We start from the raw sequence: 14,727 nt of genomic DNA on the forward strand, positions 1-14,727 counted from the left end.
TGGACGGTCGCCCCCTAGCCTCATCAATCCGCCATGACCCACTCCTTTCCCAGCCAGGCCGTGATCCGCGAAGTCGGTCTGCGCGATGGCCTGCAAAGCCTCCGCACCATCCTGCCCACCGCCAGCAAGCTTGCATGGATCCGCGGCGCCCACGCTGCCGGGCTGCGCGAACTGGAGGTCGGTTCGTTCGTCCCCGCGCGCCTGTTGCCGCAACTGGCCGATACCGCCGAACTGGTCGCGTTCGCGCGCACGCTGCCGGGCCTGTTCACGTCGGTGCTGGTGCCCAACCTGCGCGGCGCGCAGGACGCGCTGGAATGCGGCGCCGACCTGATGATCGTGCCGCTGTCGGCCAGCCACGCGCACAGCCTCGCCAACCTGCGCAAGACGCCGGATGAAGTGGTTGCGGAAGTGGCGCGCATCCGCGCCGCGCGCGATGCCAGCGGCGCGAAGACGCTGATCGAAGGCGGCGTCGGCACGGCCTTCGGCTGCACGCTGCAGGGCCATGTCGATGCGGAAGAAGTGCTGCGGCTGATGCAGGCGCTGCTCGATGCCGGCGCCGACCGCGTCAGCCTGGCCGACACCGTCGGCTATGCCGATCCGGCCATGGTGCGCGAACTGTTTGCGCGCGCCATCGCCATCGCCGGCGAGCGCTTCTGGTGCGGCCATTTCCACGACACGCGCGGGCTCGGGCTGGCCAATGTCTGTGCCGCGCTCGAAGCCGGCGTGACCCGCTTCGACGCCTGCCTGGCCGGCATCGGCGGCTGCCCGCATGCGCCCGGCGCCAGCGGCAACGTGGCCACCGAAGACCTGGCCTACCTGCTCGGCAGCATGCGCATCGAGACCGGTATCGATATCGGGCGCCTGCTGGCGCTGCGCGAAGACGTGGCCGGCTGGCTGCGCGACGAAACCCTGCACGGCACGCTGTGGCGCGCCGGCCTGCCCAAGACCTACGCGGCGCGCCCCGCGGCCATCGCTGCCTGAGACAAGAGATGACCCAAGACAACAGCAACTCCCTGCCGCTCGCCGGCGTGCGCGTGGTCGAATTCACGCACATGGTGATGGGCCCCACCTGCGGCATGATCCTGGCCGACCTGGGCGCCGAGGTGATCAAGATCGAACCGCCCGGCGGCGACAAGACGCGCAACCTGCCGGGCCTGGGCATCGGCTTCTTCCGCGCCTTCAACCGCAACAAGAAGAGCGTGGTGCTCGACATCACCACCGACGAAGGTCGCGCAGCCGCTGCCGAACTGGCGGGCCAGAGCGACATCCTGCTGGAGAACTTCCGCCCAGGCCTGATGCAGAAGCTGGGGCTGGACTACGCCACGCTGTCGCGCGACTACCCGCACCTGATCTACGTGTCGCACAAGGGCTTCCTGCCCGGTCCCTACGAGCACCGGCTGGCGCTCGATGAAGTGGTGCAGATGATGGGCGGCCTGTCGTACATGACCGGTCCGAGCGGCCGGCCGCTGCGCGCCGGCACCTCGGTCAACGACATCATGGGCGGCATGTTCGGCGCGATCGGCGTGCTGGCCGCGCTGCGCGAACGCGACCGCACGGGCAAGGGACAGGAGATCCAGAGCGCGCTGTTCGAGAACTGCGTGTTCCTGGCCTCGCAGCACATGCAGCAATACGCGATGACCGGCGAGCCGCCGCCGCCGATGCCGTCGCGCGTGTCGGCGTGGAGCGTTTATGACGTGTTCACGCTGGCACAGGACGAGCAGCTTTTTATCGGCGCGGTCAGCGACAAGCAGTTCGTCACGCTGTGCCACGTGCTGCAGCATCCGGAACTGGTCGACAAGCCCGAGTACGCCAGCAACGCGGCGCGCGTCGCGGTGCGCCCGCAACTGCTGGAAGAGCTGGGCGCGATCCTGCGCCACCATCGTTCCGCGGAACTGGCGCCGAAGCTCGAAGCGGCCGGCATTCCCTATGCGCCGATCGTGCGCCCGGACCAGCTGCTCGACGATCCGCACCTGCTCGCCAGTGGCGGACTGGTGCCGATGCAGGCGGACGACGGCTCGACCACGCCCACGGTGCTGCTGCCGCTGCTGATGGGCGGCCGCCGCCCGGGGGTGCGCAGCCCGCTGCCCCGCGCCGGCGAGCACAACGAAGAAATCCTGGCGCGGCTCGGCACGGAACGCCGCGCAAGCGCCTGAGGGGTATGCCGCGGCACAGCGGCAACCGCCACGCCCTACGATAACGATTACGGAGACAAAGCATGCAACGTCGCACCCTGCTCAAGTCAGCGCTGGCACTTTCCGCCACGCTCGCGGTGACCCTCGCCGTCCCTGGCTTCGAAGCGCTGGCCCAGGGCGGATCGGGCAAGCCCGTGCGCCTGATCCTGCCAATCAGCGCGGGTTCCGGTGTCGACAACATCGCGCGCGCGGCCGGCCCGGCGCTGGGCAAGGCCTTCGGCCAGCCGGTGGTGATCGAGAACCTGCCCGGCGCCGGCGGCATCACCGGCGCCGCCGCGGTGGTCAAGGCGCAGCCTGACGGCAGCACGCTCGGGCTGGTATCGAACAACCACGTGATCAACCCCAGCGTGTTCCGCGCGATGCCGTTCGACGCGATCAAGGACATTACGCCGATCAGCGTGATCGGCACCACGCCGCTGGTGCTGGTGGTCAACCCCAAGGTGCCGGCGAAGAACGTGAAGGAACTGGTGGCGCTGCTCAAGGCCAGGCCCGACAGCTACAACTACGCCTCGTCGGGCAACGGCACCATCATCCACCTGGCGGGCGAGATGTTCCTGGACGAGGCCGGCGTGACGGCACGTCACGTGCCGTACAAGGGCACCGGTCCGATGGTCAACGACCTGCTGGCCGGACAGGTGGAAATGGGCGTGGTCGCGCTCAACGCAGTGGCGCCGCACCTGAAGGCAGGCACGCTGCGCGCCATCGGCCTGTGCGGCGACAAGCGCAGCGCCGCCGCGCCGGACATTGCCACCATCGCCGAACAGGGCCTGCCGCGCTACAACGTCGCCGGCTGGTTCGCGGTCATCGGCCCTGCCGGCATGCCGGCGGCCGAAGTCAAACGCACGCACGATGCCTTTGCCAAAGCCTTCACGTCTCCCGAAGTGCTGGAAGCGATGAAGAAGCAGGGCACGGTGATCGAGCCCGGCACGCCCGAGGCCGCCGCCGCCTTCTTCCGCAGCGAAGCCGCACGCTACGCCGCGCTGGTGAAGAAGGCCAACGTCAAGGTCGAATAGGCCGGCGACCACACCCGCGGCACATTGACCGGCAAGCGCCTAGAATGTCCTGCATCCCGCCATGCAGGAGCACGATGATGCCAGGCAAGCCCGTCAGGATCCCCGGCCCCGACCATCCCATCACCATCACGCCGACCGCCGGCAGGGTGGTGGTCAAGGTGGCCGGCATCACGATTGCCGACAGCGATGCGGCGCTGACCCTGCAGGAGGCAAACTATGCGCCGGTGCAGTACATCCCGCGCGCGCACGTCGACATGGCGCGGCTCGAGCGCAGCGCGCATGCCACCTACTGCCCGTACAAGGGCGACTGCAGCTACTTCTCCATTCCGGCCGGCGGCGAGCGCGGGCGCAATGCGGTGTGGAGCTATGAGGCGCCGTATGCCGCCGTTGCCGCCATCGGCGCGTACCTGGCGTTCTATCCGGACCGTGTCGACGGCATCGAAATCATCGGACCCTAGGTTTCGAGCGCCGCATCGATCATCGCCGCGGCCAGGCCGATCACCAGCGCAATGGCCGAGGCGATAAAGCAGCGCACCGTCTTGCGATACTCCGGCACCGCATCGTCCTCGACGCGCAGCGCGCGGAACAGCGCGACGATCTGCAGCACCACCGCGGCCAGCAGCGCCACCGCCGCCAGCAGCGAGCGCCAGTCCCATTCGCCCGGGCTTTCGAAGCCCCAGAAGCGCCAGAACCCCAGCGAGAAGCCCAGCAGCACGGTGATCGCGGTGATGATGCCCTGGCGGTAGCCGGTGGGCACCACTTGCGGGGCTGGCTTGGAGGGTGCCGCTGGCTCGGGCGCGGTCATGGGCTTCAGGCCGGCGGCACCGGCATCTGCACCACGGCCAGCGTGGCGTCGGCGGGGCCGACCACCTTGCTGGCGTGGCCCTTGCCGGTGGTGTCTTCGAGCATCAGTGCGCTGCCTGTCGGCAGCGCGCGGCGTTCGCCATCGCTCGCCTCGAATTCCATCGCGCCACCCAGCACGAAGACCCACATGCGCAGTGGCGACGGGTGTGGTTCGCCGACCCAGCCAGCGGGCACGACCAGGAAGCCTTGCCGGGCGGCTTCCTCCAGCGGCGATACCCAGAACGCGTGCGCAGGCGGCGCGAACAGGCGCTCGGTGACGGCAACGGCAAGCGGCGCGAAGTGCGATTCGCCGGCCGCATCCGCATACAGCCGCGCGAACGCCAGCGGCGCCCGCCCGGTGGTGGCGGGCGGCTCGATGGTGGCCATGATGGACCTCCCTGCGGCGCATTGGCGCGCCGCCTTGTCATGCAGCCAGTCTAGGCTGCCGGACGCGGAGTGCAATGCCGGCCCGGGCCGGCGTGGTCCGCTTCAGCCCTTGCTGAAGATGCTGTAGAAGTCCGGCGCGCCGCTGTCCGGCATGCTCAGGTCGAGCGAGCCTTCGATATGCTCCAGGTGTTCCGCCATCAGCGCGCTGGCGCGCGCGGCATCGCGCTGTTCGATGGCGTCGATCAGCTGCCGGTGCTCATGCTCGGCGCAGGCGGGGGCGCCGGGGCGGTCGTACAGCGTGATGATCAGGCAGGTCAGCGACACCATCTCGCGGATCAGCTTTTCCAGGATGGCGTTGCCGGCCATCTCGGCCAGCAGGATATGGAACTCGCCCGACAGGCGGATCATCGCCGCGCGGTCGCCGCGGGCGCGCGCGTTGTCTTCTTCCATGGCATGGCGGCGCAGGCTGCGCACCTTGGCCGGCGTGGCGCGTTGTGCGAGTTCGGCGGCCAGCGCGGGCTCGACCACGCGGCGCGCCTGGAACACCTCGCGCGCTTGGTCCACGCTGGGGCTGGAGACAAAGGCGCCGCGGTTGGGCACCAGCGTGACCAGCTTCTCGTGCGCCAGGCGCGCGAACACCTGGCGGATGCGCGCCCGGCTGGCGCCGGTCACTTCGCACAGCCGTTCCTCGACCAGCTTGGTGCCCGCCAGCAGGCGGTGTTCCATGATGGCGTAGAGCAGGCTCAGGTAGATCGCCTCGGTGGCAGAGGCCTCGCTGGCGGCGCCTTCCTGGCCGGTCTCGTCGTCCGGGGCGGTATTGGCTGAGGCCTTTTGCATGGTCTTCTGCGAGGCTCTGGGGGCAGCCTTGGCGGCGGCGCGGCGCGGGGTTTTGGCGGCGGCGCCGGGCGCCGCCTTTTTCGATGTGGTTGCCATATCAGGGTACGGACATTCAGCCCGTCGCCGGAACTGGCGACGAAACACGGCTATATCGTACACAACTATGGCGACAGCGAGGCCGCGGGGGTCAGGCCGGGGCGGTTTCCTGGCAGGCGGTGCGCGGCCGGGCATCCGCGTCCCGCGCCGGGAACGGATGCTCCTGCGCCCAGTGCCGGGCGATATCGACACGGCGGCAGATCCACACCTTGTCGTGTCCCTGCACGTAATCGAGGAAGCGCTGCAGCGCGCGGAAGCGGCCCGGGCGGCCGAGCAGCCGGCAGTGCATGCCGATCGACAGCATCTTGGGGCTGTCCTGTCCCGCGGGATCGCCTTCTTCATACAGCACGTCGAACGCATCCTTCAGGTACTGGAAGAACTGCTCGCCGGTGTTGAAGCCCTGCGGCGTGGCGAAGCGCATGTCGTTCGAATCCAGCGTGTACGGCACCACCAGATGCGGCTTCTTCTCGCCGCCGCTGACTTCGACCTCGGTCCAGAACGGCAGGTCGTCGCCGTAGTAGTCCGAGTCGTACAGGAAGCCGCCATGCTCGACCACCAGCCGGCGCGTGTTGGGGCTGTCGCGGCCCGTGTACCAGCCCAGCGGCAGCGCGCCGGTCAGGTCCTTGATGATCTGCATGCCGATGCGCATGTGCTCGCGCTCGGTGGCTTCGTCGATGTTCTGGTAGTGGATCCAGCGCCAGCCGTGGCAGGCGATCTCGTGGCCCAGCTCGACGAAGGCGCGGGTCAGTTCGGGATGGCGCTGCAGCGCCATCGACACGCCGAAGATGGTCAGCGGCAGCCTGCGCTTTTCGAACTCGCGCAGGATGCGCCAGACGCCGGCGCGCGAGCCGTATTCGTAGATGCCCTCCATGCTCATGTGGCGGTCCGGGTAGGCCGCGGCGCCGACGATCTCGGAGAGGAACTGCTCGGAAGCGGCGTCGCCGTGCAGCACGCAGTTTTCGCCGCCTTCTTCGTAGTTGAGGACGAACTGCACGGCGATGCGCGCGCCGCCAGGCCAGCGTGCGTGGGGCGGCTGGGCACCGTAGCCGGTCAGGTCGCGGGGATAACGGGTGTGGAGCATGTTGCGCGATAAGGTAAGTGGGTCTGGAAACATCAGTTCAGTGCTCAGTTCAGTGCATAGGGCGCCAGCATGCCGGCATACGCCTTGGGCAGCGGCCGCGCCCAGTCGCCGCGCTTGCTGGTGCCCAGGCGCACCGAGACCATCGCCTCGGCCAGCTTGACCGCGCAGGTCACGCCGTCGATCACCGGCGCGCCGATGGCGTCGGCGATCTCGTCGCACAGGTCGGTCATGCCGGCGCAGCCGAGCACGATGCATTCGCTGCGGTCTTCCACCAGCGCGCGGCGGCAGGCCTCGGCAATGATGCGGCGCGCGTCCGAGCCGGGGCGTTCCAGCTCCAGCACGGGCAGGTCGCAGGCGCGCACGTTATTGCAGAAGCGCTTCATGCCGTAGCGCTCGGCCAGGTGCCAGGCGATATTGCAGGTGCGCGCCAGCGTGGTGACCACGCTGAAGCTGCTGCCGACCACGCTGGCCATGTGCATGGCGGCCTCGGCGACGCCGATCACCGGCCCGCGCGCCACTTCGCGCGCGGCGTACAGGCCCGGGTCGCCGAAGCAGGCGATGACGTAGCCATCGACGCCTTCCTGCTCGCCGGCCAGGATCTCGTCGAGGATGCCCGGCACCGACAGGGCCTCGTCGTAGTGGCTTTCGATCGAAGCCGGGCCCATGCGCGGGCTGACCGCACTGATGCGCGTGCCGGGCGCCGCGACGGCCGCGGCGCACTGCCCGATCTTGTCGGTCATGCTCTGGGTGGTATTGGGGTTGATGATCTTCAGCTTCATGGACACGGCTCTGGGGTGGATGCGGTCGAAGGGGGGATGTCGTTCAAGCCTGGCTGGAGGCCGGCGCGGCCGGGGCGGCAAGATGATCCGGCATCATGCGCGGCGCCAGCTGGCGGTACAGCACCAGCGCGATGCCCATGCCGATGAACCAGCTGTAGTTGGCCGCCGCCTGCCAGGCCGGCACCACCACGCACAGGATCGGGATGATGGCCGCGGGAATCATGGTGGCCACCGCCGCCGGGTTGAAGCCATTGCGGTACCAGTAGCGGCCGCGCGGGTTCAGCGTGTACAGGTCGTCGACTTCCACGTGCTGGCGCCGCACCAGGTAATAGTCGGCGATCAGGATGCCGAACAACGGGCCGATGAAGGCGCCCAGCACATCCAGCGTGTAGTGGATCACGGCGGGGTTGTTGTACAGGTTCCAGGGCGTGATGAAGATCGAGGCCACCGCGGCGATCATGCCGCCGGTGCGCCAGCTGATGTGCCTGGGCGACACGTTGGAGAAGTCGAATGCCGGCGACACGAAGTTGGCGACGATGTTGATGCCAATGGTCGCGGTCATGAAGGTGAAGGCGCCCAGCAGCATGGCGAAGGTGCTGTCGATATGGCTCACCGTCTCCACCGGATCGGTGATCAGCTTGCCGAACACCGGCAGCGTGGCCGAGGTGGTGATCACGGTCAGCAGCGAGAAGCCCAGGAAGTTGACCGGCAGGCCCCAGAAGTTGCCGCGCTTGACCGACTTGAAGTCCTTGGCATAGCGCGAGAAATCGCCGAAATTCAGCATCGGGCCGGAGAAGTACGACACCACCAGCGCGATCGCGCTCAGCATCACCGGCACCGCTTCCCAGCCGGTGTACTTGACGAAGCTCAGCGTGAAGTTGACGTTCTCCCAGCCGGCCTTGTTCACCAGCCAGATCGCCAGCGCGATCATCACCACGTACACCGCCGGGCCGGCCCAGTCGATGAACTTGCGGATGGTCTCCATGCCGGTCCAGAACACCAGCGCCTGCAGCACCCACAGCACCATGAAGGCAGCCCAGCCCAGCGTCGACAGCCCGGCGAAGCCATGCAGCTTGACGTCGGCGTATGGCGCCAGCGCCGGGAAGAAGTGCAGCGCCAGCACCAGGAAGGCGCTCGACGCGAGATAGGTCTGGATGCCGTACCACGCCACCGCGATCAGCCCGCGGATGATGGCCGGGATATTGGCGCCGAGCACGCCGAAGGAGGCGCGGCAGATCACTGGATAAGGCGTGCCGGTCACCTGGCTGGGCTTGGCCACCAGGTTGCAGAAATACTGCACGATCACGATGCCCACCAGCAGCGACACCAGCACCTGCCAGCTGGTCAGCCCCAGCGCGAACAGGCTGCCCGCGGTGATATAGCCACCGACGCTGTGCACATCGGACATCCAGAACGCAAAGATGTTGTAGGTGCCCCAGGTCTGCTTGCGCAGCGGCGCCAGGTCCTCGTTGGTCAGGCGTTCGTCATAGCTGGGCTTGATCAGGGCATTGCCGTGTGCGGCATGCCCGCCCTGCGCCTGCGCTGCGTCGGCGGGTGTTGCGGTGGTTTGCATCATCTGAGTCTCCTGGCAGATGTGTGTCTTGACGATAGGCGACGCGCGGCCCTTCGGGGCTCTGTGCGGTGCGCCAGGGGAGGGTGTTTATGTGTCTACTAAATTGTCTACAAAATCGATGAAGGGTGTAGACGATGTTGTAGATCACGGATTTGTGATTGTCAACATTCGTTTTCCCTGAAGGTGGGAGGCGGGGGATGTGAGCGGGTGGGGGTGGATGCGGGTAACTTCGTGGATGCTCCGGCCCTCTCCCACGCCCCTCTCCCCAAGCGGAAGAAGGAAGCAAACAGGCGGAAGGGAGAAGTCCTTTGGGCTCGCCCGCGACAGCGCCGTGCGAGCGCAGCGACGCACTCCGTGCCCGAGCAGCACACCTGAGATAGGGAGCGCGCGCAGCGCAGCCGAAGGCGTCCCACCGATAGCGCCAGCAGCAGGCTGCCTACACCCTGTTGGGATCGTTCAAAAGTGGGTGATCGAAGGCACCGCCCCTGACTCACATAGCGTTAGCAGGTTCGAACGGGCACCCACGCCCAAACGGAAATCACCACCCCCCGAACCACCAACGCCGCGGAATTGATTGCCAGCCGCATAGGCGACGCGTTTCTTGCCTACTTCTTGGCGCTCGGCCAAGAAGTAGGTCGCCGGCTGCGCCGGCGAAACAGCCACGCCGACAACCCAACCAACTTCCACACCCCAAGCGCAGCAAGAACCAACAAAAAACCCGCTCCAGAGAGCGGGTGTCATCGCGCGTGCGGCAAAACTTCAATACGCAATCTTAGCCGTCAAACTGATACTCCGCGGATCCGCCGGCTGGATATAGTTTTCATACTGGAAGCCCCAGTACCGCTTGTTGGTCACGTTGTTCAGAGCCGCCCGCAACGTCAGGTCCTTGCCCGCGACCCGCGTGCTGTAGCTGGCCCCGAGATTGAACACCGTATAGCCGCCGGCCTCGAGCGTATTCCCCGCATTGAGCTTGGTATTGCCGGTGTATTTCCCATCGACGCCAACACGCAATCCCGGCACAAACGGCACGCGGTAGCTGACGCGGCCGGCCATGATGAAGCCGGGCGCGCCGGCCACGCGGTTGCCGCTGTTGGCGACGCCCTTGTCGTAGTACGAATCGAGATACATCGCGCTGGCGCCGAACTCCCATTGCGAGCCCAGGCGGTACACGCCCGCCAGCTCCAGGCCCTGGTAGATCGAGGTGCCGTCCTGCTGGCGCGTCGGCACGCCGCCGCTGATGCTGTCGTACTCGGCGCCGCGCTCGATGCGGAAGGCCGCGGCGGTCGCGCTCCACGCGGCCTGGTCGGCCTTGACGCCGATTTCATACTGCTTGCTGCGGATCGGGCTGAGCAGCTGGCGCGCGTTGGTGTAGCCGTCCGGCACGATCGAGCCGGGCTCCAGCGCTTCGACATAGCTGGCATAGACCGTGGCCGTGGGCACCGGCTTGAACATCAGCGCCAGCGTCGGCGTGACCACGCCGTTCTTGCTGTAGCTGGAGGTGACCGGCACATAGCCGTTCTGCTCAAAGTTGGTCACGCGCAGGCCGGCCAGCACCGACCAGCGCTCGGCCAGCTGCACGGTGTCGCTGGCAAACACCGACTTCTGCGTGATGTCGCTGTTGCGCACCTTGTTGAAGGCGGTCGAGCTGTAATACGTGTTGGTGTTCGGCGCAAAGATGTTGCCGGTGCCGATGACCGCGCCGAAGCCGTTGTTGTCATAGCGGTCGATCTGCTTCTGCCACGAAAGGCCCGCCACCAGCTGGTGGCCGAACGGGCCGGTGCGGAACTTGCCCTCCAGCATCGCCTGCCATTGCCCCACCTGCTGGTTCTGCGCGGTGTCGTAGCGCTGGTCGATGTAGTCGCCGGCCTGGTTCAGCAGGTTGTAGGTGCTTTCGTTGCGGCTGCGGTTGACCTTGGTAAAGCTGTAGCTGGTGCTGACCGCCCAGTCCGGATTGATCTGGTAGCGCAGGCCGGTGCTGTACAGCTGCAGGTTGGTGTTCAGGTGCTGGTCGGCGCCGGCGAAGTTGCGGATGCGCCCGGACACCGCGCCCGGCAGCGCCGTATCGCCATAGCTCCACAGGCTGAACGACGGCATCTGGCCAGTGGCGCGGCGGTCCTGGTAGATCGAGTCGAAGGTCCAGGTCAGGTCCCTGGTCAGGCGCGCGTCCAGCCCCAGCGACACGCTGTCGCGCCGGATATTGCGCGCGTTGTACGGGGTGCCTTCTTCGTGCGTCGCGTTCAGGCGGTAGCCGAACATATTGTCCGGGCCGGCGCGGCCGCCCAGGTCGATGTGCTCGCTCCAGACATTGGCGGCACGGTAGCCAAGCTCGAACGATGCCGTGAAGGTGTCGGTCGGCTTCTTGGTGACATAGTTGACGATGCCGCCCGGCGTGGCGAAGCCATACATGAAGCCCGGCAGGCCCTTGAGCAACTCCACCTGTTCCATGTGCTCGTACGGCAGCGTGATGCCGTAGGCCACGAACGGCAGGCCGTTGATCTTGAAGCCGTTCTGCCAGTCGATCTGCAGGCCGCGCACGCTCAGGTAGCTGGACCAGCTGTTGTAGCCGTTGCCGTTGTCGCTGACCGATGCGTCCATGGTGAATACATCGCCCAGCTTGGCCACCTGGCGCTCGGCCAGGTCCTCGCCGGTGACGATGGTGGTGGAGTAGGGCGTGTCCAGTTGCGTGCGCGAGCCCAGCGCGCCGGCGCTGGCCTTTTTCTCGAGCTGCAGGCCGGAATCGTCCGCCGCCGAGGCGCTCACGGTCACCGCCGGCAGCGACGCCGCATCGGCCGGCGCCGCGGCCTGCTGCGCCAGCGCGGCCGTCGCCGGAAACCCGGCGAGCACGGCAAGTTGCGCCAGCACGGCGAGATGGCGGGGTTGGGGTGCGCGCGCTCGCGCGGCGCGAAAGACTTGGCGGCTCATGATGGAACAGCAGGAAGACAGGCAGGCCTGTATGTGAATGTCAATACAAATGCGAATAATTCGCATTTCGGAAAAGACCGAATGATGCCCACGCGTGGGCCATGGCGTCAAGGCGGCAGGACCGGGTTTGTGGTGAAAGCAACGACGGACGGCGCGGGTCCGTGGGGCGGTCACTGCGTGCGTAATGCAGCTTGGGTGGGCTGGGTCGCGGCCCGCGCGGACGGTCGCTCGGCGCAAAACCCGATACCGGATTGTTATCGCGGCCTGCGAAAAATGGTGTTGGACGGCCCTGTTGGCGCTTCTTAAAGTTGCATGAACAGAGGCGATCGCCCTCTCGTTCTCTCAACTTCATGACATCGAGGAAGCTACATGGATCCGACCCCGCAGGAAATGGAAGCCACCCGCATCGCGCGCTGGGGCAAGGTCAAGCCTTACGGCGAGACCTTCATCGAAAGCCGCCTGCCCGGGATGAAGAAGAATATCTACAAGATCATGAACCGCGGCGTGCTCGAGAATAAAGGCGTCGAGCCCGCGATCCCCGGCAACCACCGCTTCGGCGTGACCTTCATCGAAATCCCGGTCGGACAAGGCGCCAGCCTGCACGCGCACAAGACCGAGGAAGTGTTCTGCCCGCTCAACGGCCAGATGGAAGTGATCTGGGGCGAAAAGGGCCAGTATTCGCTGATGCTGAACCAGTGGGACGTGATCTCCTGCCCGATCGGCGTGATGCGCGGCTTCCGCAACCCCAACGACCACGCGCTGGTGGTCTACTCCGTGGTGGGCGGCACCGACGAAGAATGCGGCCGCATCGCCTGGCACCCGGACGTGGTCAAGGCGGCCGAGTCCACCGGCCTGGTCTACGGCGACGACGGCTACATCAAGGAAGGCGGAGCGGACCCGGCGCAGCCGCGCACCGAAGGCTGACCACGTTCGCGGCGCGCGGACGCGTGGCCGGCGAGCAGGCGCCTGCGGCATCGAGCGGGGCGTCACAGCGACGCCCCGCTCCGCGCCATATCCATTCCCACTTTCCACAGGAGCTGACCACACCATGACTTCTGCTTCCGCAGGCGGCGCCAGCGCCGTTTCCACGGCGGCCCCGCAATCGATTCCCGCCACCCCCGAGGCGCTGCTGGAAGCCGTGCTCAAGGCCAATGCCGGCACCGCCGACGCGCGTACCCGCACCATACTCGATGCCCTGATCCGGCATGCGCACGCGTTCGCGTCAGAGGTGCAGCTGACTTATGAAGAACTCCACGCCGGCCTGGACTTCATGGTCCGCATCGGCCAGGCCACCGGCCCGAAGAAGCACGAGGGCATCCTGCTCGCGGATATCCTCGGGCTTGCCACGCTGGTGCTGCTGATGGACGCCAAGGCCGTGCTGGCCGCCGGCGGCACCGAGCCCGCGCTGATCGGCCCGTTCTGGCGCGCCAACCAGCCGGTGCGCCCCAACGGCGCGCATATCGCCACGCCTGACACCACTGGCGACCCGCTGACGGTGCGGGGCCGCGTGGTGTCGATCGACGGCACGCCCATCGCCGGCGCGCGTATCGAGACCTGGCAGGCGGCGCCGAGCGGCCTCTACGAAAACCAGGACGAACACCAGGAAGACATGAACCTGCGTGCCGTGTTCGAGACCGATGCCGAAGGGCGTTTCTGGTTCGACAGCGTGCGGCCGTCGGGCTATGGCGTGCCGATCGACGGCCCCTGCGGCGAACTGCTGAAGCTGCAGAACCGTGACCACATGCGTCCCGCGCACCTGCACTTCATTGCCATCGCGCCGGGGCACAAGGTGCTGACCACGCAGATCTTCGATGCGCTGGACCCCTATGCCTTCAGCGACGCCGCCTTTGGCGCGGTCGGTTCGCTGCTGCGCGATTTCGAACCGGATGGAAATGGTGGCTTCCGCCTCGATGTCGAGCTGAAGCTGGAGCCGGGCGAGACGCGCCTGCCCAAGCCGCCGTTGCCGTGAGGGCGGTACTTTCGGACGGGGCAGGACCGCTGACAAGGCGGTGATGGGGAGGGTCATCGAAGTCGCCGGCTTGCCGCATGTGCCGTGCGACAATGCCGCAGGCGCCCCTGCACCGCACCCGATGATCCGTGCCGCAGCTCGGACCCGCAAGCGACCCTCGCCCTACACCATGAACCGACCAGCCTCCCTCTCATGCCCCGACTGGGTGCGGCACGCCAGGCCGACAGAGGGCGTCGAGCGTATCGAAGCGTGGTTCCACGGCAAGGCGTATGCGATGCACCGCCACGACACCTACGCGATTGGCCGCACGCTTGCCGGCGTGCAGCGTTTCAGCTATCGGCGCAGCCAGCGAGACAGCCTGCCCGGCAACACCATGGTGCTGCATCCCGACGAGCCGCACGATGGCCAGGCAGGTACCGACGAAGGATTCCGCTACCGGATGATCTACGTAGAGCCGGTGCTGTTCCAGAACATCCTGGGCGGGCGCGCGCTGCCGTTCCTCGAAGGCGGCGTCACGACGGATCCGCGCCTCGCGGCGGCCACCGAGGCGCTGCTGCAGCATGTCGGCTGCACGCTCGAGCCGCTCGAGCAGAGCGATGCACTGGCCGACCTGGCGCATGCGCTGGCCGCCGTCGCCGGTACGCCCGCGCGGCGGTCCCGGGGCGACTATCTGGCCGCGTGCCGTGCACGCGAGTATCTGCATGCCAACTGCACGCGCGTGGTCACGCTGGACGAGCTCGAGGCGGCGACGGGGCGCGACCGCTGGAGCCTGTCGCATGACTTCCGCACGTTCTACGGCACCAGCCCGTATCGCTATCTGACCATGCGTCGCCTCGATGCGGTGCGCCACCTGCTGCTCGCTGGCAGGTCGCTGGCTGACGCAGCCGCGGCGGCGGGTTTCGCCGACCAGAGCCACATGACGCGGCACTTCGCCAGGACCTTCGGGCTGACGCCGGGGCGCTGGCTGCAAGTTGCGGGGAGTATCCGGGGCGGCTGAGAATCTCCCACGATCGTTCAATACGCCCGCACGGCGCA

At 67.2% G+C, this 14,727-nt stretch carries 14 protein-coding genes; 7 read left to right on the plus strand and 7 right to left on the minus strand.

Features of this window, described 5'->3' with window-relative positions; translation table 11 throughout:
• Nucleotides 1-33: 33 nt before the first annotated feature.
• The 4 genes from U9J39_RS01190 (at nt 34) to U9J39_RS01205 (ending at nt 3,663) form a co-directional block, all read left to right on the plus strand.
• Nucleotides 34-981, plus strand: a complete 948-nt coding sequence (locus U9J39_RS01190; protein ID WP_115714103.1) for a hydroxymethylglutaryl-CoA lyase — start codon at nt 34-36, stop codon at nt 979-981.
• Nucleotides 982-989: 8 nt separating this feature from the next.
• Complete coding sequence (locus U9J39_RS01195) at nt 990-2,153, plus strand: CaiB/BaiF CoA transferase family protein (RefSeq protein ID WP_326346324.1); 1,164 nt, start codon at nt 990-992, stop codon at nt 2,151-2,153.
• A gap of 62 nt (nt 2,154-2,215) precedes the next feature.
• Nucleotides 2,216-3,205: a Bug family tripartite tricarboxylate transporter substrate binding protein gene (locus tag U9J39_RS01200; protein ID WP_116313777.1), complete on the plus strand. Its 990-nt coding sequence runs from the start codon at nt 2,216-2,218 to the stop codon at nt 3,203-3,205.
• 77 nt (nt 3,206-3,282) lie between these two features.
• On the plus strand, nt 3,283-3,663 hold the full coding sequence (locus U9J39_RS01205) for a DUF427 domain-containing protein (RefSeq protein ID WP_115714325.1): 381 nt from the start codon (nt 3,283-3,285) through the stop codon (nt 3,661-3,663).
• On the opposite strand, the gene U9J39_RS01210 is transcribed toward U9J39_RS01205, so the two are convergent.
• The 7 genes from U9J39_RS01210 to U9J39_RS01240 all read right to left on the minus strand — a co-directional run bounded on the left by U9J39_RS01210 (nt 3,660) and on the right by U9J39_RS01240 (nt 11,723).
• Entirely contained in the window at nt 3,660-4,010 is a 351-nt protein-coding gene (locus U9J39_RS01210; RefSeq protein WP_115681982.1) for a hypothetical protein, read from the minus strand. The two genes, U9J39_RS01205 and U9J39_RS01210, sit on opposite strands and share 4 nt — an antisense overlap.
• Before the next feature lie 5 nt (nt 4,011-4,015).
• Nucleotides 4,016-4,435 carry a cupin domain-containing protein gene (locus U9J39_RS01215; RefSeq protein WP_326346325.1) on the minus strand — a complete coding sequence of 140 codons (420 nt, stop codon included), beginning with the start codon at nt 4,433-4,435 and terminating at the stop codon, nt 4,016-4,018.
• 102 nt (nt 4,436-4,537) lie between these two features.
• Complete coding sequence (locus U9J39_RS01220) at nt 4,538-5,368, minus strand: GntR family transcriptional regulator (protein WP_115714100.1); 831 nt, start codon at nt 5,366-5,368, stop codon at nt 4,538-4,540.
• A 91-nt stretch (nt 5,369-5,459) separates the two neighbouring features.
• Nucleotides 5,460-6,449 (minus strand): allantoinase PuuE, encoded by a 990-nt coding sequence (gene puuE, locus U9J39_RS01225; RefSeq protein WP_326346326.1) that lies wholly within the window; start codon nt 6,447-6,449, stop codon nt 5,460-5,462.
• Nucleotides 6,450-6,493: 44 nt separating this feature from the next.
• Nucleotides 6,494-7,228: an aspartate/glutamate racemase family protein gene (locus U9J39_RS01230; protein ID WP_326346327.1), complete on the minus strand. Its 735-nt coding sequence runs from the start codon at nt 7,226-7,228 to the stop codon at nt 6,494-6,496.
• Between the two features lie 43 nt (nt 7,229-7,271).
• A complete protein-coding gene (locus U9J39_RS01235; protein WP_326346328.1) occupies nt 7,272-8,804 on the minus strand; it encodes an NCS1 family nucleobase:cation symporter-1 in 1,533 nt (510 codons plus the stop codon).
• Between the two features lie 756 nt (nt 8,805-9,560).
• On the minus strand, nt 9,561-11,723 hold the full coding sequence (locus U9J39_RS01240) for a TonB-dependent siderophore receptor (RefSeq protein WP_326346329.1): 2,163 nt from the start codon (nt 11,721-11,723) through the stop codon (nt 9,561-9,563).
• 369 nt (nt 11,724-12,092) lie between these two features.
• Between U9J39_RS01240 and U9J39_RS01245 the strand changes: the two genes are divergently transcribed.
• From U9J39_RS01245 to U9J39_RS01255, 3 genes are all read left to right on the plus strand, one after another.
• A complete protein-coding gene (locus U9J39_RS01245) occupies nt 12,093-12,647 on the plus strand; it encodes a cupin (RefSeq protein ID WP_115681974.1) in 555 nt (184 codons plus the stop codon).
• Between the two features lie 124 nt (nt 12,648-12,771).
• Nucleotides 12,772-13,692 (plus strand): dioxygenase family protein, encoded by a 921-nt coding sequence (locus U9J39_RS01250; protein WP_116313783.1) that lies wholly within the window; start codon nt 12,772-12,774, stop codon nt 13,690-13,692.
• A gap of 169 nt (nt 13,693-13,861) precedes the next feature.
• Nucleotides 13,862-14,689 carry an AraC family transcriptional regulator gene (locus tag U9J39_RS01255; RefSeq protein ID WP_115714093.1) on the plus strand — a complete coding sequence of 276 codons (828 nt, stop codon included), beginning with the start codon at nt 13,862-13,864 and terminating at the stop codon, nt 14,687-14,689.
• Nucleotides 14,690-14,727 lie beyond the last annotated feature (38 nt).

Source organism: Cupriavidus sp. SS-3 (genome assembly GCF_035818815.1).
GTDB classification, from domain to species: domain Bacteria; phylum Pseudomonadota; class Gammaproteobacteria; order Burkholderiales; family Burkholderiaceae; genus Cupriavidus; species Cupriavidus taiwanensis_C.

What these genes read in the sequence shown, in the direction of transcription:
- U9J39_RS01205 (WP_115714325.1), top strand. Translation starts at nt 3,283, where the DNA reads ATGCCAGGCAAGCCCGTCAGGATCCCCGGCCCCGACCATCCCATCACC.
- U9J39_RS01230 (WP_326346327.1), bottom strand. Translation starts at nt 7,228, where the DNA reads ATGAAGCTGAAGATCATCAACCCCAATACCACCCAGAGCATGACCGAC.
- U9J39_RS01235 (WP_326346328.1), bottom strand. Translation starts at nt 8,804, where the DNA reads ATGATGCAAACCACCGCAACACCCGCCGACGCAGCGCAGGCGCAGGGC.
- U9J39_RS01190 (WP_115714103.1), top strand. Translation starts at nt 34, where the DNA reads ATGACCCACTCCTTTCCCAGCCAGGCCGTGATCCGCGAAGTCGGTCTG.
- U9J39_RS01240 (WP_326346329.1), bottom strand. Translation starts at nt 11,723, where the DNA reads ATGAGCCGCCAAGTCTTTCGCGCCGCGCGAGCGCGCGCACCCCAACCC.
- U9J39_RS01195 (WP_326346324.1), top strand. Translation starts at nt 990, where the DNA reads ATGACCCAAGACAACAGCAACTCCCTGCCGCTCGCCGGCGTGCGCGTG.
- puuE (WP_326346326.1), bottom strand. Translation starts at nt 6,449, where the DNA reads ATGCTCCACACCCGTTATCCCCGCGACCTGACCGGCTACGGTGCCCAG.
- U9J39_RS01255 (WP_115714093.1), top strand. Translation starts at nt 13,862, where the DNA reads ATGAACCGACCAGCCTCCCTCTCATGCCCCGACTGGGTGCGGCACGCC.
- U9J39_RS01200 (WP_116313777.1), top strand. Translation starts at nt 2,216, where the DNA reads ATGCAACGTCGCACCCTGCTCAAGTCAGCGCTGGCACTTTCCGCCACG.
- U9J39_RS01220 (WP_115714100.1), bottom strand. Translation starts at nt 5,368, where the DNA reads ATGGCAACCACATCGAAAAAGGCGGCGCCCGGCGCCGCCGCCAAAACC.
- U9J39_RS01245 (WP_115681974.1), top strand. Translation starts at nt 12,093, where the DNA reads ATGGATCCGACCCCGCAGGAAATGGAAGCCACCCGCATCGCGCGCTGG.
- U9J39_RS01250 (WP_116313783.1), top strand. Translation starts at nt 12,772, where the DNA reads ATGACTTCTGCTTCCGCAGGCGGCGCCAGCGCCGTTTCCACGGCGGCC.
- U9J39_RS01215 (WP_326346325.1), bottom strand. Translation starts at nt 4,435, where the DNA reads ATGGCCACCATCGAGCCGCCCGCCACCACCGGGCGGGCGCCGCTGGCG.
- U9J39_RS01210 (WP_115681982.1), bottom strand. Translation starts at nt 4,010, where the DNA reads ATGACCGCGCCCGAGCCAGCGGCACCCTCCAAGCCAGCCCCGCAAGTG.